The organism is Marinovum sp. PR37, from assembly GCF_028807375.1.
GTDB classification, from domain to species: domain Bacteria; phylum Pseudomonadota; class Alphaproteobacteria; order Rhodobacterales; family Rhodobacteraceae; genus Marinovum; species Marinovum algicola.
In genome coordinates, this window is sequence record NZ_JARAML010000018.1 from 1 (window position 1) to 26,128 (window position 26,128).

The following is a 26,128-nucleotide window of genomic DNA, read 5'->3' on the forward strand; positions in this document are numbered from 1 at the left end:
TTAGTTTACGCCAGATCCTGTCCAAAAGATGGGGAGTAGCTCAGTCGGCGTTGCGGCCGTGCAGCAAGACGCTGTGGCCCTCGTCAGCCAGCGTCTTGGCGGTCAGCAGGCCTATTCCGTCGGTTGCGCCGGTGATGAGAATGGTCTTGGTCATGGGGGGCCTCAGTTGAAGGTCGGCGGTACGTGATGTGCCGACTGTTCAAGGGCGGTCTTGACGGGCGCGGGGTTGAAGCGCAGGTTCATCGCGACGTGGTTCACGCCGATGGTCTCCAGCTGTTGCAGGCACCCTGTCAGCCAGCGGCGTCCCGTCTGCATCTCGCCTGGACCGATTCCGGAACACCTCGGCTGGTCAGCGCGAATGGACACACGGCAGAGCTCGACCTGGCGCAGATGCGCTGCCGGGCGATCTTCGACGACTGCGCCTCCTTGCGGGCGACGACACTGGCGAAAATGGGGCTGTCGGTGAACCCGGTCTGGAGCGTGGCGCGCGAGATCGCTGCGGGGCGGCTGGTGCATGGCTTTCATCGTGTGGGCTCGTGTTGAGACGATTTCGCAACAGAGTTTCTCTTTTCCGAAATGGGACATAACCCGCCTGAGCAGGAGTTCAGTTTTCCGAAATCGTGTATAATATTCGGCGCCGTTTGCCTTTAGTATCGGGACGACGGAGGAGACATGATGACCCTTGCCCCACATCCGGGCCCCGAGGCCGCGCTTGGCGCGTCCTGGCAACGCTGCGAATTGAAGTACAAGCTGGCGCGCGACACCGCTCGCCCGATCCTGCGCATGCAATCTTCGGAGGTGACGCCCAGGCTCCAAGAGATGATCGAGCGCACCGGCGGGCGAAACGGCATCTTCCGGCAACTGGCCGGTATCGCCGCCGAAACCGGCGCCTGCCTCGTGGTCACCGACGCTGACGGCGTGCTGGTGCGGCTGGAGGGCAAGCAAGGCAGCCGCGACCTGTTCGAGCGCAAAGGCATCGCGCTGGGCTCGGTCTGGGATGAGCGGGTGGCCGGCACCAATGGCGTCAGCATGGCGCTGTCGGAGAGGGCGGCCTTCACCGTGCGCGGGCAGGATCACTACTTCTCTCTGCTGAAGCCGTTTTCCTGCACCGCCGTGCCGCTTTTCGATGCCGAGAACGAGATAGTGGGAGCGATCAACTTCTCGATGGTGGACCGTGGGAATCACGCGGATTACCTCTTTGCCCGGCAACTGCTGGGAGCTGCGGCCGACCGGGTGCAGCGGCTGCTGTTCGAACGCCGGTTCGACAGTTCGATGCTGGTGACGGTCGCCCCCGGTGCCGGTCGTGACCTGCTGCAGAACAATGAGCTGGTGGCGGTCAACGAAGACGGAATCATCCTTGGGGCCACGGCGCGCGCGCATCTGCTCGCGGGCAGCGAGGCACCTGCGAAGCTGAAGGGTCAGTCCTTCGAAACGGTGTTCGGCGCGGAGCCCGCCTCGCTGGTCCAGGTGCCGGACCGCGTGTTGAGTGTGCGTCACGGCGGCGCCTCGCTTGAGATCACCGCGCGCGTCCCGTCCGAGCGGCGCGTGGCCGGCAGACCGCCGAAACCCACGCCACAGGCGGCTCCGGCCAACCCCCGGCGGCGCCAGCTGGCTCCGTCGCTCAATCGCCTGTCGCTGGGTAGCGAACGGATGGCAGCCATGTGCGCCCGGGCGCAGGCCTACTACCGCCGGGGCTTGCCCTTCGTGATTGAAGGGCCATCGGGCACCGGCAAGTCCAGCCTCGTGGCGGCCCTGACCGACGACGCCGGATCGGCGCAGATGATGACGGTGGATTGCGCCACGCTCGACGATATCCCGGAAGACCGCGCCTATTTCAAGACCCTTGTAGGGCAGGCGCAGGTCGCAGGCGCGCTCTCGGACAGCCTCCGGGAGCCGGTCACTATCGTCTTCGAGAATGTCGACGAAATGCCGGGCTTTGCGCAGGCCGGGTTGCGCGCCGTGCTTGAGATCTTCGACGCGACCGAGGGCACCGACATGCCCCGTATCATGGCCACCAGCCGCCATTCTCTGAGACAGAACGTCGAGCAGGGGCTGTTCCGCGACGACCTCAATTTCCTGCTGGCCCGCGCGGTGGTGGCGCTGCCTGCGCTGGCAGAGCGCGAGCGGATCGACGCCCTCGCGCGCGACCTCGCAGGGTCACTGGCTGGCGCGGAGGTGGAGATCACCGAAGAAGCGCTGGCGGTGCTGCGCGCCCATCCCTGGCCGGGCAACCTGCGCGAATTGCGGAACGTCCTGCAACAGGCGCTGATGGAGGGCAACGGGAGGCGGATTTCGGCCGTCGAGCTTCTGGACCTGGCACCCCCCGCGACCCTGCAAGCCGGCGCACCCGCCGTACCAAGATCCGTGGCAAACTACGACGAACGCAGCATGATTGAGGACGCTCTGGCCGGCGCGCGCTGGAACGTCAGCCAGGCCGCGCGAACCCTCGGCATGGGCCGCGCGACCATCCATCGCAAGATGAAGCAATTCGGGATTTCCCGGCCCGCCTGAGCTCAGGCAAAGGCGCTGGTCGCGAGCCCCATGCGCGCCCATGTCTCCGACAGGGCCAGCAGCGCGACCCCGAGCGCCATCCCCCGCCGCCAGGCCGAGGTTCTCGTGGGCAGGGCGTGGTCCAGCACCCGGACGATCGGCAATAGCAGCGCGTAGAGCGCGAACTGGCAGATCTCCAGCCCCAGTGCGAAGGCCACCAGATTCGAGGCATCGAAATCTCCGGCGAAGGTCGCCGTGGAGGCGGAGGCGGCAAAGCCATAGCCATGGATCAGCCCGACGATCAGCAGTGCGACCGGGCCGAAATCGGCAGGCTTGCGGGCAAAGATGGCGATCCCGGTCACGACGATCGACAGGGCGATGGCCAATTCCACCAGCGGGATGAACCAGCTGGCCTGAGGCGCCACGCCGTAGAGGCCTGCGGCCAAGGTCGCGACATGCCCGAGGGTGAAGGCCGAGGCCCAGCCCAGAGCTTGCCGCCAGCCGCGCGCCGCGAGGGCGATCAGCAGGATCAGGGCAAGATGGTCGGCACCGTTATAAATATGCTCGGCTCCGCTGAGCGCCGTCTGCGTCAGCTGCGCAACACGGGTGGTCGCGGCGGCAAAATGAACGTCGAAGGGGCCCAGCACCGCTTGGGTCTCTGTGACCTCTGCGCGGTACAGCTTGAGGACGGTGCCGAAGCGGTCCATCACCGCGAAACGCGCACCGAGATCGGAGGCGAGGCGGAGGTCGCTGTCGAGGCCCCCCGGGGCCATCAACAGGAGATCGAGCGTGGCGTCGAAGTAGGGAACCGGGCCTGTTCCGGCGGGGGCGGCGAGGGCAGATCGCGCGGTCTTGAGGGTGCCGAAACGCGGACGGGCGTCATCGTCATGAAGGCGGATCGCACGGATTTCCGGGGTCACCGCGCGGCCATCGATCTCAAGCATCAAAAGGCGGCTCAAGGCGGCCTGCACTCCAGGGTCGGCAAGGTCGAGCGCGTTGGGATCGATCAAGGCCTCATCGCCCATGGCAAAGGCAAAGGGCGGTAGACCTGTCTCGGCCCGGCCCTGCCAATCGTCGGGCAACAGGGCCAGAGGCGCCGGCAGGCGCATGAGGACCGCCAGTTCGCCCCGGGTTTCGGTGACATGGATGATCCGCGGATCGGAATAGCTGAAATGCGCGCGGGCGATATGCGGTGTGGCGAAGGCCAGCAGCGCCCCGATCAGCAGCGACAGCCAAGGCGCAAGCGCCCGGTTCGGCAGGCTCATGACAAGCTCCTTTCCGAGGTAAATTCCCGGTCGCAGCGGGTCGGGGCGAAGCAAATTAATCGCGCGGGTCCCAGAACCGCTTGTCGGTTTCCTGCTCGTACACCATCCCGTCGGGGTAGCTCACCAGCTCCATCTGCATCCCCCAGGGCGACAAGAAATAGACCCATTCCTGCCCTTCCGAGCCGGTGCCGGTCAGCGGATGCGGGTCTTCAAGAACGTGGACGTCATTCGCGCGCAGGTAGTCCACGGCCTCGCGGATGTTATCGACGTAGAATGCGATGTGATAGCCGCCGATGTCGCTGTTCTTCGGCGGCTCGGGAGCCTGATCGGGAGAGGAATACTTGAACACCTCCAGTGCCGGGCCGTTGCCGCATTTGACCATGGTGATCAGCTCGATCACCGCGCGCGGATTGACGTTGAGGTTGTCTTTCATCCAGTCGTTCTCGAAAGGGCCGAAGGGACCGAAGGAATAGAAGCTCTCGCAGCCCATCACGTCGACAAGGAAGCTCACCGCCTTGTCGAGGTCGGGCACGGTGATGCCGATGTGCTGGGTGCCGCGCATGCCGGGCAGCTGGGCTTTTGCGGCGGCGGGCAGGGTCAGCGCCGCGGCAAGGGCGGCGGCGGTCAGGATCTTGCTCATGTCTTTTCTCCTTGAAATTGGGCGAGCGGTCGGCGCGCGCGGGATGCAGCCTGCGCGTGTGGGGCCTTTGCCTCCCAATGCAGCCGGGTCCGGAGACCCGACCACACCGGGGAGGAACCGCTGGTTCAGATGTTCTGCGCGTTCATTTCCTGCGCGATGTACTCGGCCTGCCGGATCGCCAGCGCAACGATGGTCAGGGTCGGGTTGCAGGCCGCGGACGAGGTGAACTGGCTGCCGTCCGACACGAAGAGATTGTCGATGTCGTGGCTTTGGCCATGGGCATTGACCACGCCCTTCGAGGCATCCGCGTGCATCCGGTTGGTTCCCATGTTGTGCGAGGCCGGATAGGGCGGCAGTTCGTAGATGTCCGTCGCGCCCACAGATTCGTAAATCTGCGACGTAGACTCGACCATATGCGCGGTCATCGCGTGGTCATTGTTGTGTGGCGTCTTGGCGACGATCGGCACCGGCAACCCGTGCTGGTCCACCTCGCTGCCATGCAGGGTGATGGCGTTCTGCTCCTGCGCGAGGTCTTCGCCCAGTGCCCAGACACCCGACATCTGGTCATACTGCTCCATCGCGCGCGAGAAGCTGCGCCCCCAACCGGTGTTGCCGGGCTCCAGAAAGGCCGCCATGAAGGGCAGGCCCAGCGACAGGAACTCGAGGTAGTAGCCGCCATTGAAGCCCCGCCCGGGATCGTGTTTCACGTCATCACCGACGACCCCGGCGACCGAGGTGCCACGAAACATGCGCACCTTTTCCGGCATCACCGCGTAGATCCCCGTCGAGGTGTGGCACATATAGTTCTTGCCCACCTGGCCGGAGGAATTGGCCAGCCCGTCGGGAAACATCGACGAGGCGCTGTTGAGCAGCAGACGTGGGCTTTCGATGGAATTGCCGGCGACGCAGACGATCCGCGCCTTTTGAAGGTGCTGGTTGCCCTCGCTGTCGGCATAGAGCACGCCGGTGACCTTGCCAGTCGCGTCATGCTCGATCTTCAGCGCCATGGCGTCGGTACGCACTTCGCAAAGCCCGGTGTCCTCAGCACGCGGCAGTTCGCTGACCATGGTCGACCATTTCGCGCCGATGGCGCAGCCTTGCATACAGAACCCGATCTGTTGGCAGGCCGGTCGGTCATCGCGGTCAACCGAGTTGATCGCCATGGGACCGGAGTTGTAATCCGTCCGCCCGGTGCGGCGGCAGCCCTCGGCCAGAACCCGAAAGCCGTTGTTCCAGGGCAGGTGCGGCATGCCGGTGGTCTTGCCGGTGACGCCCATCTTGAGCTCGGCCTTCTCGTACCACGGCTCCAATTCCTCGAGGCTGACCGGCCAGTCCTCGACATTCGCGCCCTCGACCGTGCCATAGGTGGAGCGGGTCTTGAACTCCCACTCCTTGAAGCGAAGGGCGACACCTGCCCAATGCACGGTCGAGCCGCCATAGCCTTTGACGATCCAGGCCGGCAGCGTCGGGTGGTTGACCGCCCCGTGCCAGCCGCCCGCCGAGTGACGCTTGTCGAGCCAGGAGATCTTCTGGAACATCGTCCATTCGTCGTTCTCCATGTCCGAGCTGTCGAGCCGCTTGCCGGCCTCCAGCACCACGGACTTGATCCCCTTCTGCGCCAGCTCGTTGGCGAGTGTCCCGCCCCCCGCGCCGGAGCCGATGATGACGACCACGCTGTCGTCTGTTTTCTCGAAAGTTGTCATGATCCGCTCCCCTCAGCTCTGCACGTTGGCCATGCGTTCTTCGAGGCTCGGGCCCTCGGGAACGAAGGTGATGTCTGAAAAGCCGCGGTCGATGTATCCGCCGTATTCGACCGACGATCCCTCGTAGCCGAACAGCGGCCAGACATCGGCGTTGTTGTAGATGGCGAAATAGGCGGTCCAGCGGACGCCCTGGAAAAAGCCGTCATGCTGGAAGGCGCGCAACACGCCTTCGCGGGCGTCGGTATCTTCGATCTGTACGTAAGGTGTGCCGAAGAGGCTCTTGGCCTGAGCGTCGATCCGGGCGAGGCCGTCGCGCAGGTCGCTGACCGCCGCGGCATCGCCCTCGGCGTTCGCGATCACTGCCTTTGCGATCTCCTCGTAGTGGCTGATCTCAAGCAGGTCCGGATGCGGATAGATGTCCTGGATCATGCGCAGGAGCGTGGCGTCCTGGCCCGTATCAAGCGGAGTAGCGAAGGCGCGGTTGCCAAGCATTGTGCCGGTGGTCACGCCTGCCATGGCGGTGGTCATCAGGAACATGCGGCGGCTCAGGCCGAGGTAGTCCTTCTTCGACTGTTTCAGCCGGTGGAAGCGGATGGTCATCGGGTCTCCTCCCGTTCGTGCGTGGTGGTGTCGCGCCAGTCGCGGTCTCCTCAGGCCGCGAGCTGCCGTTCGCGGGCTCAGGCGAGGTCGTCCTTGCCCTCGATCAGGAAGTGCTCGCTGACCGATCCCGCGTGCCGCTTGGCAAGCTGCGGCGCATACTCGGGATCGTTCATGAAGGCTCTGGCAGCCTCTTCGGAGGGCCATTCGAGGATGATGCGCAGCCCGGCGGGGCTGTCATCGCCCTCCAGTTGCGCGTGGCTGGTGGTGCGGGCGAGGTATTTGCCGCCGTGCCTCTCGATGATCGGCCCGGCGACGGGCAGGTAATCGGGGATCCAGCTGTCGTCGGTGGGGGTGACGGCGAGTACGGAGTAATAGGCCATTTGGGGTCTCCCTTGGTGTATGCCTGCCCGCTCCTCCGGGCAGGGTGGTGTCAGGCCGCCTTGCGGTCGGGGCCTGTGAGATGCCGCAAGCGGTCCTCGGCCCCGCGCAGCAGGGCGCCTTGCAGCGCCTTTGCGGGCATGGTGGCGGGCAGCAGTTCGCTCAGCGCCACATGCACCTGCCGGCGCGGCGGGGTGATGCCGCCGGCGTGGGTTTCGATTGCGCCGAGAACGGGCCATACGGTGTCGGGTGGGTGGCTGGCGAAGATTGCGGCATGGATCAGCGCGTGGCTGCGGCCGTTCCCAATGGGCCGCCAGCGCTGCGCCGTGCCGGCGAGTTTGCGCCCGCCCACCGTGACATTCCAATCGCCATCGCAGAAGGCGGCATCGACCGCGCCGGTGTCGCTGGCCACCTCGAAGCGCATCAGCGCCTCGGAAATCGCGCCGCAGATCAGGCGATAGCCGTCCTCGATCCGCGCGCCCTCGGGCATCGGCGTGACCATGGCGAGGTTGATCGTCGCCGGTCCCTGCGGCACCGCGCCGCCGCCGCTGGCACGCAGGGTGAGCGGCCAGCCGGCGCGGGCGGCGGATTGGGCAAGGCCGACGAAACCGGCCTGTCGCGCGCGGCTGCGCGGCACGACGATGGCAGGCTCGACCGCGCGCCAGAGCAGGAGCGCGGGCCGCCCGGCGGCAAACAGCGCCTCCTCGCGCGCCACGCCCTCGGCGGCGGTCTGGAGCTCGACGCAGGTCATGGCGCGAAGCTTTCGATCTCGACGCAGATTTCAGTCAGCAGGTCCCCAGCCGGGGCACCGTCGAGCGCACGGTGATCGAAGGTCAGCGACAGGCCGACATGCGGCCGCAGCTCGATCCCGCCGTCCGGTCCACGCAAGGCACGGTCGGTCAGCCGCCCGACGCCGAGGATGCAGATCTGCGGCGCATTGATGATCGGGGTGAAATGCTCGACCCGCGTGAGCCCGAGATTGGAGACGGTGAAGGTGCCTCCGGTCATCTCGGACACGCTCAGCTTGTTGGCCTTGGCCCGCGCCGCCAAATCCTGCCGCGCGGCGCGCAATTCGCTGACGGTCATGGCACTGGCCCCGAAAATCGCCGGTGCGACCAGCAGGTTGCCGGGCAGCGCGATCGCCACCGACAGGTCGACAGTGTCCGACAGCTTGATCTCCTTGCCCTCGACCCGGCCATTGGCGTCCGGGTGGTTCGTCAGCGCCCGGATCACCGCCAGCATCAGCAGGTCCTCGACCGAGACCTTGGTGCCCGCCTCCGCCATCCGCGCCTTTTCGGCCAGAAGGACCGAGGCATCGGCGCTGGCGTGGTGAGTGAGCTGCGCCCCGGTTTGCAGGCTCTGCACCATCCGGTCGGCGATCATGCCGCGGACGCCCTTGAGCGGGACGCTCCTGATCTGAGCGGTCATCCGACCTGTCCGATGACCGCGCCCTTGGCGACGACGGCATCGGCCTCTTCGGTGATCGTCACGGTGCCCGAGGCGGGCGCGTGGATTTCGTATTGAACCTTGGCGGTCATGATCTCGGCGATCAGCGCCCCTTTCTCGACGGTGGCGCCATCGTCGACCAGCCATGAGGTGATGACGGTTTCCTCGTCTTCTTCCCAGAGATCGGAGGGGATGGTGATATCGGTTGCCATTGGGGCAGTCCTTCTCTGATCGGGGACGCGAGACGCGCCCCCGGTGATATTGGGTTCCGTGAGTGTGTGCGGTCAGGCGGGCTGAAGCGCGCCCATCTCGTTCCAGGCGGCGACGATCTTGTCGGGGTTGGGCAGGCAATGCTGCTCCATCACCCGGGCAAAGGGGATCGGCACATCGGGGAAAGCGACACGTTTGGGCGGGGCCTTGAGCCCCGAGATATTGTGCTCGGTGACCGATGCGATGATCTCGCCAGAGACGCCGTAGGACATGTAATCCTCGTCCACCACGATCAGCCGGCCGGTCTTGGCGACACTGTCGCGGATGGTCTCGCGGTCGAGCGGCACGAGGCTGACCAGGTCGACCACTTCGGCGCTGACGCCTTGCGCGTCCAGCGTCTTCGCGGCCTTCAGCGCATTGTGGACGCCCATGCCGAGGCTGACGATGGTAACGTCGCGACCTTGGCGCACGACCTTGGCCTTGCCAATCTCGACAGTATAGCTTTCCTCGGGCACATGGACCGTCGCCCCGGGTTCGGTGCCGAGCCAGCCCATGCCTTGCAAGCCTTTGTGGTACATGTAGACCACCGGGCTATCGTCGCGCATGGCGGCGGTCATCAGGCCCTTGGCGTCATAGGCATTCGACGGTGCCACCACCTTCATTCCCGGCAGATGCGCAAAGGTGCCGTAGACACATTGCGAATGCTGGCCGCCGTCGGAATAGCCGCCGCCGGTCGAGGTCATCAGCACCATCGGCACCTTCACGTTGCCGCCGGAGAAATAGATGTTCTTGGCCATCAGGTTGTAGATCGCGTCAAAGCAGACGCCGAAGAAATCGACGAACATTAGCTCGACTACCGGCCGCATCCCGTCCATCGCCGCGCCCACGGCGGCGCCGATGAAGGCGGTCTCGGAGATCGGCGTATCGCGGATGCGCTCGGCGCCGAATTCGTCGATCAGGCCGCGGGTGTTCCCATAGACGCCGCCCAAGGGGCCGATGTCCTCGCCCATCACGAAGACATTAGGATCGATCCGCATTTCCTGCGCGGTGGCCTCGGCCATGGCGCGGGCGATGGTGAGTTTTCTTTCGTTGCTCTTGGTCATTGGTCTTACTCCCTCAGGCCGCGAAAACGGCGGTCAGCGCGTCTTCGGGCGCCGGGTCCGCGCTGTCGCGGGCATATTTGATGGCGGCGTCCACACGCTCAGTCGCCTTTGCCTCGATCCGGTCGAGCTCGGCCTCGGTGGCCGTGCCTTCGGCCAGCATTCCTTGACGCATCTTCGGGATCGGGTCCTTGGCGAGAAGGGCATCCTTCTCGCCCTCTGGACGGTAGCCTTCCGCGTCGCCCATGAAGTGCCCGGCCAGGCGATAGGTCTCGACCTCAAGAAGTGTCGGACCGTCACCGGCACGCGCACGGGCGATGGCCTCGCCCGCCGCCTCGTAGATTGCGAAGGGGTCGTTGCCTTCGATCCGCTTGCCGGGGATGCCGTAGGCGGCGGCGCGGTCCGCGTTGTTCTCGATGGCGGTAGCCGTGCTCTTGGCGACCGAGATGCCCCAGGCGTTGTCCTCGATCACGCAGACAAAGGGCAGCTTCCACACGGCGGCGAGGTTCATCGCCTCGTGCCAGGCGCCCTGGTTGACCGCGCCTTCGCCGAGGAAGGCCACCGCGACGCCGGGTTTACCCTGCATCTTGCGCGACAGCGCCGCGCCCACCGCCGGGCCCATGCCCTGCGCGATGATGCCGGAACAGGCGAAGTTAACCTCCGGGTCGAAAATGTGCATATGCCCGCCACGGCCGCCCGAAAGACCGGTGGCCTTGCCAAAGATCTCGGCGGCCATTTTGTTGAGGTCCACGCCCTTTGCAATGGCCTGGTGATGCGGGCGGTGGGTGGCCGTGACCACGTCATGGGGAGCAAGATGCGCACAGACCCCCACCGCCACCGGCTCCTGCCCGTCGGACAGGTGCATTTCGCCGGGGATCGGCCCGTTGGCCATATTGAACACCGGCTGTTTTCCTTCGAAATAAATCTGCGCGATGGTCTCTTCGAACCTGCGGCTCGTGACCATGTTGCGATACATCCAATGCTGCTGTTCGCGTGTTGGTGACATGAACTCCTCCTCCCATGGCTGCGGCGGGTCTGCCGCATGAAGCTCTGAAGTCAGGATTGTTCAGCACTGTCGTTTCACGCAACGCCGGGTCTGGCCGGGCGGTCGGGGAGGGCGCTTTGTGTCTCATAGTGAGACAGGATGAGACACATCGGGACATCCGGCAGACGGTTTCAGAAGCGCAACGGCTTGCCTGGCGATCAACCTGCGCGCCGGTTTGGATCGGTGCTCTTCTTAAATAGATCTATCGCACTCCCTTGATCGACAGGTCAATTTCGCGTCGTTCATTGGGAGGGCGCCGCAGGTCGCATGGAATGGCCGCTTCATTCTTATCGACTTTACTATTTGCGCCAGCCGCTAAAGCCCGCTCCCCCCTCCCTGTCGGAGGTTTTCGCGACCGCAGCGAAATCTGAAGGTCCGCAGCGAATGGCAGGTTAGTCCGCTCTGCGGACCGTAACCGCCCGATTGATACCGCCGCTTAGACGTCGGGCGCCCAGTTCCACGGGAGCAGTTCGCCGAGCCGATTGATCTTGTGGTCGTGGATGCGCTTGAGCACGTCGGCGAACCAAGCCTGTGGGTCCAGCCCATTCATCTTCGCGGTCTCGATGAGCGTCATGGCGCGGGCAAGGGTTTCTCCGCCGCTATCCGAGCCGGCAAAGAGCCAGTTCTTCCTTCCGATGCCGATCGGGCGCATGGCGCGCTCAGCCGGGTTGTTGTCGATGCCAATGCGTCCGTCCTCGAGAAGCCGCTCGAAGGACGGCCAGCGGGACAGCCCGTAGCGGAACGCCTTGGCGAGGTCGCCCTTGCCGGGAATACGAAGCAGCTGGGTTTCGGCCCACGCCTTGAAGGCGTCGACCATGGGTTTGGAATGCCGCTGCCGCGCGGCCTTGCGCATCTCGGCGGACTGGCCGGCGATCTCTCGCTCGACGTCGTAAAGCCTCCCGATCCGGTCGAGTGCCTCCCGCGCGATCTCGGACTTCGTGGCCTCCCAGACGTCGTGGAAGTCGCGCCGCAGGTGCGCCCAACAGGCAGCCTCGCGGAACTGGCTGCTGCCGTCTGCGCGTCGCTCGTAGAGCTGGCCGAAGCCCGCATAGGCATCCGCTTGAAGGATGCCAGCACTGCCTTGGAGGTGCTGCCGGGGATGCTCGCCTTTCCGATCCGGTGAGAAGCGGTAGACCACGCCGGGCGGAGCCGTGCCGGCCCAGGAACTCTGGTCCGAGACATAGGCCCAGATCCGTCCCTGCTTAACCCCCTTGCCCAAACCGCGGTCGCGGCGGGACCGGTCCAGGACGCGGATCGGCGTGTCGTCGGCGTGCAGGACCGGCGCGGCCATGACCTCGGCTTCGATCCTGTCGATGATCGGCTCGAGCACCTTCATGGCCCGGCCGCACCAGTCCAGCAGCGTGCTGTCGGGCACGTCCGCACCCATGCGGGCGTAGATCTCGTTCAGGCGATACAGATGCGCTGATCGGGCTTTGCGCCAGACCGCAACGTTGGGACCATGTCCTTCGTTGCAACCGATCAAGGAGTTCAGACCATGGAATTTTTTGTTGGCCTCGATGTGTCCCTCGACGAGACGCACATCTGCGTTATCGACGAAGGTGGCCGCATCATCAAGGAAACGCGTGCGGCGAGCGAGCCGGACGCGATCGCAAAGGCTATCCGCCATCAAGGTCGCCGCATCGAACATGTGGGGCTGGAGGCTGGAAATCTTTCGCAATGGCTCTTCGAAGGCCTCATGAAGGAGGGCTTCTCGGTGTCTGTGATGGAGGCGCGCCATGTCCGGGCCGCCTTTGCCGCCATGCGTGTGAAGACGGATCGTCACGACGCGCGCGGCATTGCCCAGTTGGTCCGCCTGGGCTGGTTCAAGCGCGTGCACGTCAAGTCGCTCGACGCCCAGGAGACCCGCGCCTTGCTCACCGCGCGCACGTTCCTGGTGGAGAAGGTGACGGCCACCGAGAATTCCATGCGGGCTGCACTCAGGAACTTCGGGCTGAAGATGGACGCTGCGACACGAAGAACCTGGGAGGCACGTGCCCGTGAACTCGCTGACGGCCACGAGGTTCTCGAGGGCATCGTGGAGGCGATGTTGCGCGTCCGGGCACTGCTGCTCATTGAATTGGCTAAGATCGAGGGCCAACTCACTGCGCTCGCAAAGTCCGATCCGGTGACACGGATTTTGATGACGATGCCCGGCGTCGGTGTCGTTGTGGCGCTGAGCTTCCGCAGCGCGGTCGATGATCCGGATCGGTTTCCCCGGTCCCGCGACGTCGGCGCCTGGCTCGGGCTGACGCCCCGACGATGGCAGTCCGGCAAGACCGATATTGTCGGACGCATCACCAAGGCGGGCGATGCACGCGTGCGCACGATGTTGTTCGAGGCTGCCGCCACCATTCTCGGCCGCGTCCGAATCATGTCGCCCCTCAAGTCCTGGGGTCTTCGGATCGCGAAGAGAACCTGCATGAAGAAGGCCATTGTGGCCGTGAGCCGGAAGCTCGCCACGATCCTTCTGGCCATGTGGAAATCTGGGACGGCCTATTGGGCGAAAGCTCATCCGCCGGCATGCGCCGCGGATGTCGCAGTCGCATGACCTACGAACAGGTCATTCTCCACGGGCCGCCCTGACGACACTCAATAACTAACTGAGATCCGGCACCTACGGGTGGCGGTGCGACGTCCCGGGCAGGGACGATGGACGGGATCAGCTCGGATCTACCCATGGAGCCATGAGCACGAGGTAAAGCTTAGGAGCATCCCGACCTCCACAGTTCGCATCTTGTGGCGGCGTGCCGACCACGGACAGAAGTATGGACCTGCTCGATGGACGCTTGACCAAACCCGCCCGATCACAGAAACGGCAGGTGGTCCGCGAACTTCGAGACCAACACATGCGCCAGCAGACCGGGCCCGGCCATGCTGCCGGGGATCGGACGGCTCGGGGCGGCAGGCTGCACCATCTTCTCGCACCGGCGACAGGATTTCTTCAGCCGCGCGATCTGGATTACCTTCATCTGCGCCGCGACCATGTCGAGCAACTCGCTCACATCCTCGCCGACCACGCGGAGATCGCCGCCGCAATCAGGACAGCAGGCGCCGGGATCGAGCTCGCAGCGTTCGCGGGGAGTGGCGTCGGACACCCGTGGCCTGCGACGGGGGCGCAGTTCGGCGATCCCGGCAACAGCGGCCAAAGGCTCCCCGTCCTCTTCGCCGGTCGGTTCACTGCGCTGCTCGGCGGCCGCGACCAGCAGGTCTTCCAGCGCCAGTTCGAGCTGGGCGATCTCTCGTTCGATCTTTTCCGATGACTTGCCGAAGGCCTGTTTCTGGAGCCTGGCGATCCGCAGGCGCAGCGCCTGGACCAGCTGTTCATGGGCTTGGAGCGTGGCTGACATGCGCGCATTCTCCGCCTGAAGCGCGGCTATCATCGCTTTCAGAACGGCAGGATCATCGGAGAGAATGGCAGCGTCTTCGGACATGCCGACAAATACCATGCGGCATTCGGAATGACCAATGAAACAAGGGCTTTGAGTAGAACAAACTACCCGACGCGGGCCGGCGGCGCGCCCCAATCCGGACGCCGCCAATCGATGCCTTCCCATAGCATCGCCAGCTGCGCGGAGGTGAGCCGGGCAGCACCACCCTCGGCACCAGGCCAGGGAAAGCGGCCGCGCTCAAGCACCTTGTAGTAGAGGCAGAAACCTTGGCCATCCCAGTAGAGCAGCTTCAGGCGATCGCCCCGGCGCCCTCGGAACGCGAAGACCGCGCCGCTTGCGGGCTTCTGGTGCAGGACATCCTGTGCGATGGCGGAAAGACCGGCGATGCCCTTCCTCATGTCAGTGACGCCGCAGGCCAGATAGACCCGCACCCCCGTTCCGGGCCCGATCATGCCGCCTCCACCGCCCGGATCAGCCGGGTCAGCGCGTCACCATCCATGCTGCTGTCGAACCTCAGGCACCGCCCGTTGCTCAGCCGCAGTTCGATCAGGACAGGCCGCGAAGGTGTGGATGGGTGCGCGCTGGCAGGCTCGGGAATTGCCGCGAGGTCTACCGGAAGAAAGACAGCCCCGCAGTCCGGCGACCATAGCCCCTTCTTCTTCAGATCCCGACGCCACCCATAGATCTGCGAACGAGTGAGTTCGTGGCGCTGCGCGACCTGCGTCACCGTCGCACCGCCAATGCCGACCTCCGAGAGGATATCGAGCTTCTCGTCATCGCTCCACCGACGGCGCCGCTCGACGCCCAGAACTTCGCCCAGCATGACCCCTCCAGATAAGACACGTCGTTAACGACGCCGTTATGCACGTGTCTTAGAGCAGAGAGCCCCAGTCAGGCAGGCGGTCTCAATCGGGCGGTTCCTGCGGACCCTAGAGCACTTCTGGATTAACCTGGCGCATATCCGGCCACGCGAAACTAGTTCATGCATTCGTCAGGAGTGAACAGGTCGCATATTCTTCGGAGGGCGCTGAATACCTTAGTAAACGTCCGCGCAGCCGGGTGAGATTGGTTTTGACGGAGGTTTCGTCAAGGAACACAACGCGTTCGGGCATCGCCTGCATCGCCTGCATCGCCGGGATGCGATGCACAAACCCGTCCTTGCGCTGCTGTCTTACCTGTGCACGGCGGCGCTCGGTGGCCACCAGCGACTTTTTTTATACGTGTAGCCCAGCTTCGACAGCAGGTCGGAGATCGAGGAATGGTGCACGATGACACCCTCGGCTTCGGACAGCGCGTCGCGCAGCTCATGGAGCGTGATGTCGGGGTCCTGGGTGACCAGTTCTTCGAAGAAGTCGGTGAACGGCTCCAGCTTGCCGCCGCCTTTCGGGCGGCCCTGCGACCCGGGATCGGCGTGGCCTCTGGTGCGCACGGACCTTGCCCACCTTGTGCCTGTCGAGGCCGAGAGCTTGAGCCGCAACGCCGCCGCGCGTCCGCTTAACCCTTCCTCAATATATTTCTGAAACCGCGACCGAATCGCCCCTGGCATTGGGGCCGACATGAAACATCCTCGCCACCGGATGAACCACAATCGGCCAATCAAGGGAATCCCCGCGACTCAGGGTTTCCCCGAAATGCTTTGGCGGCTGGATGCTCTCGCGGCGTGACCGGCATCCCGCCGCCCTGGCAACCGACCCTGCCGCCGGCCATGGGCCCCGCGCGGACCGCGCGGGTCTTAACTCCAGAGGCGCACGGAGGGGCACCGATTGCGCCGCGCTCGGCCCCGCCGCTCGTTCAATCGCCGTCGGCGATGCCGGCCTGCCGGGCCCTGGCGCGGCGGGCGCGGTAGCTGGGCACCACGACCAGCAGGATGGCCACCACCAGCAGGCCCAGCGTCATCGGCCGGTCGATGATGAAGCTGACGCCGTCGTAGAGCTGCATCGAACGGGCGAAGTTGTCTTCCAGCATCCGGCCGAGGATGAAGCCGATCAGCAGCGGCGCCAGCGGGTAATCGGCAAACCGCAGGATGGTGGCGCAGATCCCCATGCCGACCAGGATCAAGAGCTCGGTTGCGTTGTTCTGGCCGATGTAACTGCCCATCAGGGTAAAGAACAGGATGAAGGGAATCAGATAGTTGCGCGGGATCGCCAGCACCTTGGCGATATAGGGGATCAGCGGCAGATTCAGCACCAGCAGCACCAGGTTGCCGATGTACATCGAGATGATCACCGCCCAGAAGATCTGCGGCTCGTCGATCATCAGCCGCGGTCCCGGCGTGACGTTGAGCGCGATCAGCGCGCCCAGCAGGATCGCAGTGGTGCCCGAGCCGGGAATGCCCAGCGTCAGCAGCGGCACGAAAGAGCCGGTGCAGGCTGCATTGTTGGCGCATTCCGGCGCGGCCAGGCCCTTGACCGATCCCTTGCCGAACTCGGCCTGCTCGTCCTTGGAGGCGATGTTGCGCTCGACCGCGTAGCCGAGGAACGAGGCAATGGTGGCCCCCGCCCCGGGCAGGACGCCGATGAAGAAGCCCTGAATCGACTGGCGGCCGATCACCGGCGCGATCTGGCGCGCCTCGGGGCGCGAGATGCGCAGGTTCTCGATCTTGCCGTTGCCGCTGCCCTGGGCCGAACGCGCCGGGTTGAGTACAAGGAACAGCGCTTCCGGCAGGGCGAACATCGCCATTGCCAGGGTGATGAAGCTGAAGCCGGATTGCAGATCCATCAGCCCCATGGTGAACCGCGGCATGTTGAACAGCGCGCCTTCGCCCACGGTGGCCATGATCAGGCCAAGCAGCGTCATCAGCACCGCCTTGGCCACGTTTCCGGTGCCGGCAAAGGCGGCAATCGCCGAGAGCCCCACCACCATCAACGCGAAATATTCCGCCGAATGGAACAGCAGTGCCACGGTCGAGAGCATCGGTGCAAAAACCATCAGCAGGATCGCCCCGATGGTGCCGCCGCAGAACGAAGCGATGGCGGCGATGGTCAGCGCCTTGCCGGCCTGGCCGCGGCGGGCCATGGGATAGCCGTCGAAACTGGTGGCCACGGTGCCGGCCACGCCGGGCGCGTTGAGCAGGATCGACGAGGTCGAGCCGCCGAAGATCGCGCCGTAATACACCCCGGCCAGGAGGATCAGCGCTGCGGAAGGATCGCCGATGGTGATCGCCACCGGGATCATGATGGCGATGATCGACATCGGGCCCAGCCCCGGCAACATGCCGATGAAGGTGCCGATCAGACAACCGGCAATCACCATGATCAGGTTTTGCAGCGAAAAGGCAGCGCCGAGGCCGATGAGAAGACCTTCAATCATGTCTCGTGCTCCTTACAGGAAAAATGGCAGCGGGCGCAGGAAGATGCCCAGGACCTGCTCGACCAGGTACCAGACCACGCCGGTGGCGAGGCCGGCGACCGGCAGCAGGATGTGAAACTTGCGTTCGCCCAGAATGGCCCCGCCCAGGGTCAGGAAGCCAGCGGTGGCCAGCAGGAACCCCGCCGGGCGCAAGAGCAGCGCATAGGCCGCCATCAGCGCCAGCAGCGCCAGCGCCGGGACCAGGTGGTAGTCGGGCAGGCGACGGTAGTCGATGTCGGGCGCCTTGTCGCTCTCGGGCGCTTTCTCGAGCCCCAGCAGGATCACCAGCGCGGCGAGAATGGCCAGCACCGAAAGCACCTTGGGAAAGGTGCTCGGCCAGATCGGATTGCGCTGCATGAAAGGCGGCAGCAGATGGTCCATGGTGAAGAACGCCGCATAGGCGTAGGCGAGTGCCACACAGAGTATGACGAAGGCGATCCAGCGATCGAGGGCCATTCCAGGTCTCCTGAGGGGTCTCTGCCGGCCTCGGTTCGGGGCGCTGCCCCGCCGCCTGCGGCGGCCCCCGAGGGTATTTTCGGCAAGAGGAAAGACAAATTTAACCAAATGCGCGGTAATCTGGGTCCACGGTACAGGCTGAGGAGCCGATGACCGTGCAAGGGGAAGGCGCTGCCTTCGGGAAGGGGAGACATGGCGTCCCCCCTTCCTCTTGCTGCAAATACCGCGGGGAGCGCGAGGGGCTGGCCCCTCGCCCCGGTGGCGGATCAGAGGAAGCCGAGCTTCTTCATCAGATCGCCGATCACCTTTTCCTGGCCTTCGAGGAAGGCTTTGAACTCATCGCCGGGGTTGTGGATGTTGACCCAGCCGTTGCGGGCGCGCACGGCTTCCCATTCCGGGGTGTCGTACATCTTGGCGATGGCGTCCTGGTAGAGGGCGACCCTGTCTTCCGGCATGCCGGGGGCGCCAAAGAAGCCGCGCCAGTTGATGAAGGTGGTCTCGATGCCCTGTTCCTTCATCGTCGGCGCATCGGCGTAGGCGTCGACGCGTTCGTCGGAGGTGACGCCGATGATCTTGACCTCACCCGCCTCGGCCAGGGCCACGGCTTCGGAAAAGCCGGTCGACAGCGCCTTGATCTCGCCCGAGAGCAGCGCCGCCATGGCCTTGCCGCCGGCGTCATAGGGGATGTATTTGACGTTCAGCGCGTCCTTGCCGGCCGCTTCCATCACCATGGCCGCGACCAGGTGGTCCATGCCGCCGGGCACCGAACCGCCGCCGATGGCGGTGGCATTGGCATCGGCGTCGAAGGCCGCCAGCAGATCTTCCATATTGTCGATGTCGCTGTCGGCGTTGACCACCAGCGCCGCATAATCGCCGATGGTGCCGGCCACCAGCGTCAGGTCGCGGAAGTTGTGCGGGAAGACGCCGGTGAGCGAGCGGATGACGATCGGGGTCGAATTCACCATCAGCGTGTCATGCAGGCTTTCGGCGTTCTCGATCAGATAGCCGATCGCCTTGCCGCCACCGCCGCCAGACATGTTTTCGTAAGATGCGGTGCCTGCGAGACCCGCCTTGGTCAGCGCCTCGCCGGTGCCGCGCGCGGTGCCGTCCCAGCCGCCGCCGGCGCCGCCGGGGATCAGGAAATGCACCTTGTCGAGCACCTGGTGGCTTTCGGCCAGCGCCGACCCGGTGAATGCGACGGCCGCAGCCGCGGCCAGAAGGGCGCGACGGCCCAGTTCGAATGTCATAAGTTGTTCCTCCCGTTTGACGGCATGGCATATGCGCGTCATGTGAGAGGGGTTTGGTCCCGTAACCTGACACCAAGCTGACACGGGACGCGGAAGGGTAGGGAGCGGCGTGCGTTTTTTACTGATCGAGGACAATGCGCCGCTGGCGGCGGCGGTGGTCGACCGGCTCAGTCTCGACGGCCATGTCGTCGATCATGCCGGCGATCTCGAGACCGCGCGGGATTACGTGGCGACCACCTCTTACGATATGATTTTGCTGGATATTATGTTGCCGGACGGTGACGGAAGCAGCTTTCTCACCCACCTGCGGCTGACCGAGAACCGCACCCCCACCATCGTACTGACCGCCCGCTCGGAAATCTCGGACAGGATCAGCCTGCTCGATCTCGGGGCCGACGATTACATGGTCAAACCGATCGATTTCGCCGAGCTCGAGGCGCGGTGCCGGGCGGTGTTGCGGCGCCGGGGCAGCAGCGCCAGCAGCGTGCTGAGCCTCGGGGCGATTCGTTTCGATTCCGCCTCCGGCGTGCTGCATGTCGGCGCCGCCGCGACCCAGTTGCGCACCAGGGAGCTGCGGCTCTTTGAGGTTCTGATCAATGCGCCGGGGATGATCTTTTCCAAGCCGGCGTTGGTCGACCGGCTGTTTTCGTATGACGAGGAGGTCTCGGAAAACGCCATCGAGGTCTATGTGGCGCGGCTTCGCAAGCATCTGGCCGGCTCGGATGTGACCATCACCACCGTGCGTGGTCTGGGCTACAAGCTGGAGCAGACATGACCCGGCCGGTGGTCCAGGGCTCGATCCGCCGCCGGCTGCTGGTGCTGCTGCTCTGTGCCTCGGCGGTGCTGGCGGTACTGGTCTATTTCCTGGTGCAATCGGTGGCACGCCAGGTGGCGCAGCAGAGCCAGGACAATATCCTCACCGCGTCGGCGCTGTCGGTGATCGACAGCGCCCGGATCGTCGATGGCTCGGTCATGGTCGACCTGCCTTATGCCGCGCTCTCGATGCTCGACAGCATCACCGACGAGCGGGTGTTCTATGCGGTGCGGCTGGGGGACGAGCTGCTCACCGGCTATGCCGAGCTGCCGCGCCCGCCGCGGGTGGGCGCGCGGGGCACGGCGCAGCTCTCGGCGGAATTTCTTGGCGAGGCGGTGCGGATCGCCGCCGTCACGCGGCCCTTCGCCACCGATCTCGGCCGCAATGTGCTCGAGGTCAGCGTCGCCCAGACTTTGTCGGGCCAGCGCCAGACCCTGGCCTGGACCTCGCGGCTGTCGCTTGCCGTCGGTGCGGGGTTCTTTGCGCTGACCGTGGTGCTGGCGCTGCTGATCGCCCGCGCCACGATCCAGCCGCTCGACCGGCTGACCGCCTCGGTCTCGCGCCGCGGCCCGACCGATCTGCGCCCGGTAAACGCGCCGGTGCCGCAGGAAATGGCGCGTCTCGTGACCTCGCTCAACGGCTTCATGGCGCGGCTCGAAGCCTCGCTCAACCGGTCCGAGGATTTCATCGCCGAGGCTGCCCACAGGGTACGCACGCCGCTGGCAGTGGTGCGCACCAAGGCCGAGATCATCCAGCGCCAGATCCACAAACCCGAGAACCGCAAGGCCATGGCCGAGATGATCGAGGCGATCGACGAAAGCTCGCGGACCGCGGGGCAGTTGCTCGATCACGCGATGGTCTCGTTCCGGCTCGACAGCCTGCCGCGCGACAGGGTCGATCTCAGGGCGCTGATGCGCGACGCGGTGGAACGCATCCGCCCGGTGGCCGAGATCGCCGACATCGGGCTCGACATCCCCCATGCCGACCCGGCGACGATCAGCGGCGATGCCATCCTGCTGCAAAGTGCCGTCCGCAACCTGCTGGACAATGCCGTCAAATACAGCCCCGCCGACACCAGGATCGAGATCTCGCTGCGCCGCGACGCGCGGGCCGTCCGGCTCGAGGTGCGCGACGAGGGCCCCGGCTTTCCGCCGGGCACCAGCGCCGCCCTGACCGAACGTTTCGCGCGCGGCAGCAATGCCAAGGGCGTCATCGGCTCGGGACTCGGGCTGACCATCGTTCAGGATGTTGTCACCGCCCATGGCGGCCGGCTGCACCTCGACAATCAACACGGAGGCGGTGCATGCGCCAGTCTGCTCTTTCCCTTGCCCTGAGGTCTGTCCCGGCCGCGCTGCTGATGATCTGCGCCAGCCTGGCGGCGGCACTCGAGATCGAGGATCGCCGGCGTTTCGGCCCCGCGGATGCCGCGCGCAGCCTGCGCATCCTCTCGACCACCGACACCGCGATCTTTGCGCCGCGGATCGAGAGCTACCTTCGCACCGCGCCGGAGATCGGCATCGACTACATCGTCGCCAGTTCCACCGATGTGATGCAGGCCGCGACCGACGGGGGCGATGCCTATGACCTGGTAATTTCCAGCGCCATGGATCTTCAGACCAAGCTGGCCAACGATGGCCATGTGCAGCGCCACAGCTCCGAGGTGACGCGCGAGGTGCCGGCCTGGGCCAAGTGGAACGACATGGTCTTTGCCTTCACCCAGGAGCCGGCGGCGATTGTCGTATCCGACGCCGCCTTTGCCGCCGAGGGCATTCCGCGCAGCCGCCAGGACCTGATCGACGTGCTGCGCCGCAATCCCGAGCGGTTTCGCGGCAAGGTGGGCACCTACGACGTGCGCGAATCGGGTCTGGGCTATCTCTTCGCGACGCAGGAAAGCAGGGTGTCGGAAACCTACTGGCGGCTGACCGAGGTGATGGGCGGGCTTGGCGCGCGGCTCTATTGCTGCTCGTCGCAAATGATCGATGCGGTCTCCGGCGGCGATCTGTTCGTCGCCTACAACGTGCTGGGCAGCTATGCCTTGCAACGCCAGGACCTGTCGGGGATCAGCATCATCCTGCCGTCGGATTTCACCACCATCATGCTGCGCACCGCCGTCATCCCGCAGGGCGCGCCGGAGCCGGAGCTGGCCGGCGATTTTGTCGATCACGTTCTGGCCCAGGCCTTTGGCCGCGATCCGCTGCTTTCGGTCGACCGCTGGCTGAGCAACAGCGAGATGGCGCTGAGCCGGATCAACCTCGGCCCCGGGCTGCTGGTCTATCTCGACCGGCTCAAACGCGCCGCCTTCGAGAACGAATGGACCAACGCGATCTTGCAGGAGTGAGGCGCGCGCCCCTGCGCCCGCCCGTCCCGGAGCCACTCCGGGACCGCTTCGTCAGTGCCCACCGGGAGGCCCCGGATCAGGTCCGGGGCGGGTGTCGGCCCCCTCGCGCGTCAGGGCCTTGCGCATCTGATCGACGATCACCTCGGCCCCGAGCCGCGCGGCGTAGTCGCGTTCGATCCGGGCGCGGCCGGTGGCGCTGAGCCGTTGCGCAAGCTGCGGATCCCCGGCGATCCGCAGCAGCGCGGCGGCCAGGGCCGCGGGTGCTTTCGGCGGCACCAGCAGCCCCTCGACCCCATCGTCGATCAGCTCGGGCACGCCGCCGGCTTCGGTGCCGATGGTGGGCACGCCGCAGGCGATCGCCTCCATGTAGGCCACGCCCAGCGGCTCGTGCCAGCTCGCCAGCGCAAAGACATGCGCGTCGAGCAGCTTGGCCTTCACCGCCGCCGCGTCGATCGCGCCCAGCAGGCGCACGTATTCGCCCAGCCCGTGCTGCCGGATCAGCTGTTCCAGAACCAGCCGGAACCCGCTGCCGCCGGCGTCGTCCTGTCCGGCGATCTCGAGGCGGACGTCATGGCCGGCGGCGCGCAGCTGGCGCACCGCCTCGATCAGATCCTGATGGCCCTTGACCACGTTGAGCCGGCCGCAGGCAAAGACCCGCAGCGGCGCGCCGGGTTGCACCGGTTCGTAAGGTGTGTCGCGGCGCAAGTACTCGGTGTCGACCCCCATCGGCCGCAGGATCATCGGCGGCAGATCCTCAGGTTGTTCGGCCTGCATTTCGGCGATCAGCCTGCGGGTGATCACCGTGGCAAACCGGGCGTGCCGCCATTTGTAGCGCTGGCCCCGGCCGTAGTCGGAAAGCGGCCCATGCAACGTCAGCGAATAGCCCGGACCGCCCAGATGCCGCGCGAAAGCGGCGATCAGGGCACCCCGGGCACAGGAATGCACATGCACATGCGAAACCCCCTCGCGCTGGCAGTGATCGCGCAGCGCGTCGCCGGCGGCGGCGCAGATCAGCACGTCTTTCAGCACCGAGGTGCCGTCGCGCCCGACCTCGCGCAGGAGTTCGCCCCAGGGCAGCCGCGGCAGGACCCGAAGCGCCCGACGCAGCGAGACCTCGCCGAGATAGGTGGTCCGCGCCATCGCCGCCTGCGACCAGTCGTGGGCGATCAGTCCCGGTGGCGGGCGGCGGGTGGAAAACAGCACCGGCGCCACGCCCATCGCCTCGAGCGCGGCAATCTCGCGCCAGAAAAAGATATGTGTCTGCCCCGGAAACTGAGGCACGAGGTAACCGAGCTTTTGCGGCAGGGACATATGCACTTTCCACAGATTTTCTGCGCTGCATCATCGTTTGGCCACAGTTGCATGTATAGTCTGGATGCAGAACTTATTCGAACAAGAGGCCCTGCCGTGCCACCTGAGGCTTCTTTCGACCTGACCGTCGTCATTCCCGCACATGACGAGGCGGCTTGGATTCGGGCTTGCCTCGTCGCGGTTCTGGCGTCACGGGGGCCGATGCGGGCGCAGGTCGTGGTTGTGGCCAACGGCTGCCGGGACGCGACCGCCGATCTGGCGCGCGCGATGGGCCCCGGCTTTGACGCCCGGGGCTGGCGGCTCGACGTGCTGGAACTGGCCGAGGGCAGCAAGATTGCGGCGCTCAATGCCGGCGACGCGATTGCCGCGGCGCCGGTGCGTGCTTATCTCGATGCGGATGTGACGGTTTACGAGGACGTTTTGGGACAATTGGCAGAGCATCTGAGCGGCCCCGTGCCGGCCTATGGCAGTGGCACGCTGGAGATCGTCCAGCCGCGCAGCGCCGTCTCGCGGGCCTATGCCCGGGTTTATCGTCAGGTGCCCTTCATCGCCCGGGGCGTGCCGGGCTGCGGATTGTTCGCGGTGAACGCCGCGGGGCGCGCGCGCTGGGCCGACTGGCCGCCGATCATCTCTGACGACACCTTTGCCAGGCTGCATTTCAGCGCGGCCGAACGCCATGCCGTGCCGGGCCGCTATCGCTGGCCGCTGGTCGAGGGGTGGCGCGCGCTGGTGCGGGTGCGGCGGCGGCAGAACATCGGCGTGACTGAGATACGGCGGTTGTATCCGGCGCTGGCCGCCAATGACGAAAAACCGCCGCTGGGCGCCGCCGGCAAGCTGCGCCTGGCGCTGAACGATCCGGCGGGGTTTGCCGTCTATGCCGGCGTCGCCCTGGCCACCCGTCTTGGCACCGACAAGGGCTGGAGCCGGGGCCGATGATCGCGGTGATGCAGATATTCCGCGGCAGCTCGCTGACGGCCCGGGCGCTGCGTTCGGCGCTGTTCACCCTGGGCGGGTTCGGCAGCGCGCAATTGATCCGGCTGGCCTCGAACCTGATCCTGACACGGCTGCTGTTTCCCGAGGCTTTCGGCATGATGGCCCTGACGATGGTGTTTCTTCAGGGTTTGCAGATGTTTTCCGATGTCGGCGTCGCCCCCGCGATCCAGCAGAGCAAGCGCGGCGACGATGCCGATTTCCTCGACACCGCCTGGACCATCCAGGTGGTGCGCGGTTTCTGTCTCTGGCTGGCCGCCTGCGCTCTGGCCTGGCCGGTGTCGCAGATCTACGGCGAGCCGATGCTGCTGTTGCTCTTGCCCGCCATGGGGCTGACCCTGATCGTGCAGGGCTTCAACCCGACCAAGATGGAAACCGCCAACCGGCATCTGATGCTGGGTCGGGTGACGCTTCTGGATATCGCGACCCAGGTGATCGGCATCGTCACCGCGGTGGCGCTGGCCTTCTGGCTGCGCTCGGTCTGGGCGCTGGTCGTCTCGGGGCTGCTTTCGGCCCTGGTCCAGCTCTGGCTCAACACCGCCTTTCTGCCCGGGCGCCGCAACCACCTGCGCTGGGAAAAGCCGGCGGCGCAGGAGTTGATCCATTTCGGCAAATGGATCTTCCTGTCGACACTGGTGGGCTTTCTCTATCATCAGGGCGACAAGATCATCCTTGGCCGCTATCTGCCGATCGATCAGTTCGGCGTCTACAATATCGGCTTTTTCCTGGCCTCCTTTCCGATGCTGCTGGGGCTGATGATCACCCGCAAGGTGCTGATCCCGATCTATCGCGAAACCCCGCCTGGCGCCGATCCGGCGAATTTTGCCAAGCTGCGCAAGATGCGGGGTCTGGTCTCGACCGGGCTGATGGCGCTTCAGGCGGTGTTTGCCGCCTCGGGTGTCTGGCTTGTCGACCTGCTTTACGACCCGCGTTATGCTCTGGCCGGGCCGGTCGCCGTGGTGATCGCCATCGCGCAGATTCCGCTGATCGCGGCGCTGACCTATGACCAGGCTGCCGTAGCCGCAGGCGACAGCCGGCGTTTTTTCTTGCTTCAGGCGACGCGGGCCTGCCTGATGGTGACAGGACTGCTGGCCGGGCTGCAATTCGGCGGCTTGCTTGGGGCGCTGGCCGGGCAGGGGATCGCGATGATCGCGGTCTATCCGATGGTGGTGCGGCTGGCGCGCAAGATGCAGGCCTGGGATCCGCTGCATGACATGGTCTTTGCCGCTGTCGGTGTGGGGATCGCGCTGGGCGCCTGGATGATCAATGGCGACGCGATCCTGCGGCTGATGCCCGGGGTGATGCCGGCGGCACTGCCATGAGCGACAAGGGGAGGAAAACGCGATGACGCTTCAACC

General features: G+C 65.6%; 27 protein-coding genes and 2 pseudogenes. 8 read left to right on the forward strand and 21 right to left on the reverse strand.

Features of this window, described 5'->3' with window-relative positions:
- Positions 1-43: 43 nt before the first annotated feature.
- Positions 44-154 (reverse strand): annotated as a pseudogene (locus PVW49_RS15035) (SDR family NAD(P)-dependent oxidoreductase); the annotation flags it as partial.
- A gap of 32 nt (positions 155-186) precedes the next feature.
- On the opposite strand from PVW49_RS15035, the gene PVW49_RS15040 reads away from it, so the two are divergent.
- The gene (locus PVW49_RS15040) at positions 187-543 is read left to right on the forward strand and encodes a hypothetical protein (protein WP_274590919.1); all 357 of its coding nucleotides are present in this window, start codon (positions 187-189) and stop codon (positions 541-543) included.
- A gap of 132 nt (positions 544-675) precedes the next feature.
- Positions 676-2,511, forward strand: coding sequence for a sigma-54-dependent Fis family transcriptional regulator (locus PVW49_RS15045; protein WP_274590920.1), 1,836 nt, complete (start codon positions 676-678; stop codon positions 2,509-2,511).
- A gap of 2 nt (positions 2,512-2,513) precedes the next feature.
- Here the strand turns inward: PVW49_RS15045 and PVW49_RS15050 are convergent, their stop codons facing one another.
- From PVW49_RS15050 to tnpC, 11 genes are all read right to left on the reverse strand, one after another.
- Complete coding sequence (locus PVW49_RS15050) at positions 2,514-3,755, reverse strand: HupE/UreJ family protein (RefSeq protein ID WP_274590921.1); 1,242 nt, start codon at positions 3,753-3,755, stop codon at positions 2,514-2,516.
- Between the two features lie 55 nt (positions 3,756-3,810).
- Complete coding sequence (locus PVW49_RS15055) at positions 3,811-4,395, reverse strand: VOC family protein (RefSeq protein ID WP_274590922.1); 585 nt, start codon at positions 4,393-4,395, stop codon at positions 3,811-3,813.
- Between the two features lie 125 nt (positions 4,396-4,520).
- Positions 4,521-6,098, reverse strand: coding sequence for a GMC family oxidoreductase (locus PVW49_RS15060; protein ID WP_274590923.1), 1,578 nt, complete (start codon positions 6,096-6,098; stop codon positions 4,521-4,523).
- A gap of 12 nt (positions 6,099-6,110) precedes the next feature.
- Positions 6,111-6,698 (reverse strand): hypothetical protein, encoded by a 588-nt coding sequence (locus PVW49_RS15065; protein WP_274590924.1) that lies wholly within the window; start codon positions 6,696-6,698, stop codon positions 6,111-6,113.
- A gap of 77 nt (positions 6,699-6,775) precedes the next feature.
- Positions 6,776-7,078 (reverse strand): DUF1330 domain-containing protein, encoded by a 303-nt coding sequence (locus PVW49_RS15070; RefSeq protein ID WP_274590925.1) that lies wholly within the window; start codon positions 7,076-7,078, stop codon positions 6,776-6,778.
- 50 nt (positions 7,079-7,128) lie between these two features.
- The gene (locus tag PVW49_RS15075) at positions 7,129-7,827 is read right to left on the reverse strand and encodes a lipoate--protein ligase family protein (protein WP_274590926.1); all 699 of its coding nucleotides are present in this window, start codon (positions 7,825-7,827) and stop codon (positions 7,129-7,131) included.
- Positions 7,824-8,504, reverse strand: coding sequence for a 2-oxo acid dehydrogenase subunit E2 (locus PVW49_RS15080; protein ID WP_274590927.1), 681 nt, complete (start codon positions 8,502-8,504; stop codon positions 7,824-7,826). Before PVW49_RS15080 ends, PVW49_RS15075 begins: the two co-directional genes overlap by 4 nt.
- Positions 8,501-8,734, reverse strand: a complete 234-nt coding sequence (locus PVW49_RS15085) for a lipoyl domain-containing protein (RefSeq protein ID WP_274590928.1) — start codon at positions 8,732-8,734, stop codon at positions 8,501-8,503. The genes PVW49_RS15080 and PVW49_RS15085 overlap by 4 nt, the downstream gene beginning before the upstream one ends.
- Positions 8,735-8,806: 72 nt before the next feature.
- On the reverse strand, positions 8,807-9,835 hold the full coding sequence (locus PVW49_RS15090) for an alpha-ketoacid dehydrogenase subunit beta (RefSeq protein WP_274590929.1): 1,029 nt from the start codon (positions 9,833-9,835) through the stop codon (positions 8,807-8,809).
- Positions 9,836-9,848: 13 nt separating this feature from the next.
- The gene (locus PVW49_RS15095; protein ID WP_274590930.1) at positions 9,849-10,838 is read right to left on the reverse strand and encodes a thiamine pyrophosphate-dependent dehydrogenase E1 component subunit alpha; all 990 of its coding nucleotides are present in this window, start codon (positions 10,836-10,838) and stop codon (positions 9,849-9,851) included.
- A gap of 475 nt (positions 10,839-11,313) precedes the next feature.
- Positions 11,314-12,417, reverse strand: a complete 1,104-nt coding sequence (gene tnpC / locus PVW49_RS15100) for an IS66 family transposase (protein WP_274590931.1) — start codon at positions 12,415-12,417, stop codon at positions 11,314-11,316.
- Here tnpC and PVW49_RS15105 point away from each other — a divergent pair.
- The gene (locus tag PVW49_RS15105) at positions 12,373-13,425 is read left to right on the forward strand and encodes an IS110 family transposase (protein WP_074837893.1); all 1,053 of its coding nucleotides are present in this window, start codon (positions 12,373-12,375) and stop codon (positions 13,423-13,425) included. The genes tnpC and PVW49_RS15105 overlap by 45 nt on opposite strands.
- A gap of 265 nt (positions 13,426-13,690) precedes the next feature.
- Here the strand turns inward: PVW49_RS15105 and PVW49_RS15110 are convergent.
- From PVW49_RS15110 to PVW49_RS15145, 8 genes and pseudogenes are all read right to left on the reverse strand, one after another.
- A pseudogene (locus PVW49_RS15110) lies at positions 13,691-14,308 on the reverse strand (IS66 family transposase zinc-finger binding domain-containing protein); the annotation flags it as partial.
- Positions 14,309-14,370: 62 nt separating this feature from the next.
- Entirely contained in the window at positions 14,371-14,718 is a 348-nt protein-coding gene (tnpB, locus tag PVW49_RS15115) for an IS66 family insertion sequence element accessory protein TnpB (RefSeq protein ID WP_067921507.1), read from the reverse strand.
- Positions 14,715-15,089 carry an IS66-like element accessory protein TnpA gene (tnpA, locus tag PVW49_RS15120; RefSeq protein WP_274590932.1) on the reverse strand — a complete coding sequence of 125 codons (375 nt, stop codon included), beginning with the start codon at positions 15,087-15,089 and terminating at the stop codon, positions 14,715-14,717. Before tnpA ends, tnpB begins: the two co-directional genes overlap by 4 nt.
- A gap of 157 nt (positions 15,090-15,246) precedes the next feature.
- Positions 15,247-15,468, reverse strand: coding sequence for a hypothetical protein (locus tag PVW49_RS15125; protein ID WP_274590933.1), 222 nt, complete (start codon positions 15,466-15,468; stop codon positions 15,247-15,249).
- Positions 15,438-15,824 carry a winged helix-turn-helix domain-containing protein gene (locus tag PVW49_RS15130; RefSeq protein WP_274590934.1) on the reverse strand — a complete coding sequence of 129 codons (387 nt, stop codon included), beginning with the start codon at positions 15,822-15,824 and terminating at the stop codon, positions 15,438-15,440. The genes PVW49_RS15125 and PVW49_RS15130 overlap by 31 nt, the downstream gene beginning before the upstream one ends.
- Positions 15,825-16,057: 233 nt before the next feature.
- A complete protein-coding gene (locus PVW49_RS15135) occupies positions 16,058-17,575 on the reverse strand; it encodes a tripartite tricarboxylate transporter permease (RefSeq protein ID WP_074836086.1) in 1,518 nt (505 codons plus the stop codon).
- Between the two features lie 12 nt (positions 17,576-17,587).
- Positions 17,588-18,070, reverse strand: a complete 483-nt coding sequence (locus tag PVW49_RS15140; protein WP_274590935.1) for a tripartite tricarboxylate transporter TctB family protein — start codon at positions 18,068-18,070, stop codon at positions 17,588-17,590.
- A gap of 266 nt (positions 18,071-18,336) precedes the next feature.
- A complete protein-coding gene (locus PVW49_RS15145; RefSeq protein WP_048533361.1) occupies positions 18,337-19,317 on the reverse strand; it encodes a tripartite tricarboxylate transporter substrate binding protein in 981 nt (326 codons plus the stop codon).
- Between the two features lie 109 nt (positions 19,318-19,426).
- On the opposite strand from PVW49_RS15145, the gene PVW49_RS15150 reads away from it, so the two are divergent.
- Genes PVW49_RS15150 through PVW49_RS15160 form a run of 3 tightly spaced genes read left to right on the forward strand, consistent with a single transcriptional unit; the run spans position 19,427 to position 22,469 of the window.
- Positions 19,427-20,092, forward strand: coding sequence for a response regulator transcription factor (locus PVW49_RS15150; protein WP_048533360.1), 666 nt, complete (start codon positions 19,427-19,429; stop codon positions 20,090-20,092).
- Complete coding sequence (locus PVW49_RS15155) at positions 20,089-21,465, forward strand: sensor histidine kinase (protein ID WP_048533359.1); 1,377 nt, start codon at positions 20,089-20,091, stop codon at positions 21,463-21,465. The genes PVW49_RS15150 and PVW49_RS15155 overlap by 4 nt, the downstream gene beginning before the upstream one ends.
- A complete protein-coding gene (locus tag PVW49_RS15160; RefSeq protein WP_074836083.1) occupies positions 21,435-22,469 on the forward strand; it encodes an ABC transporter substrate-binding protein in 1,035 nt (344 codons plus the stop codon). Before PVW49_RS15155 ends, PVW49_RS15160 begins: the two co-directional genes overlap by 31 nt.
- A 51-nt stretch (positions 22,470-22,520) precedes the next feature.
- Here the strand turns inward: PVW49_RS15160 and epsE are convergent, their stop codons facing one another.
- A complete protein-coding gene (epsE, locus tag PVW49_RS15165; RefSeq protein WP_274590936.1) occupies positions 22,521-23,780 on the reverse strand; it encodes an exopolysaccharide biosynthesis GT4 family glycosyltransferase EpsE in 1,260 nt (419 codons plus the stop codon).
- Positions 23,781-23,876: 96 nt separating this feature from the next.
- On the opposite strand from epsE, the gene PVW49_RS15170 reads away from it, so the two are divergent.
- A complete protein-coding gene (locus tag PVW49_RS15170) occupies positions 23,877-24,716 on the forward strand; it encodes a glycosyltransferase (protein WP_274590937.1) in 840 nt (279 codons plus the stop codon).
- Between the two features lie 8 nt (positions 24,717-24,724).
- Entirely contained in the window at positions 24,725-26,092 is a 1,368-nt protein-coding gene (locus PVW49_RS15175) for an oligosaccharide flippase family protein (protein WP_244526461.1), read from the forward strand.
- Positions 26,093-26,128 lie beyond the last annotated feature (36 nt).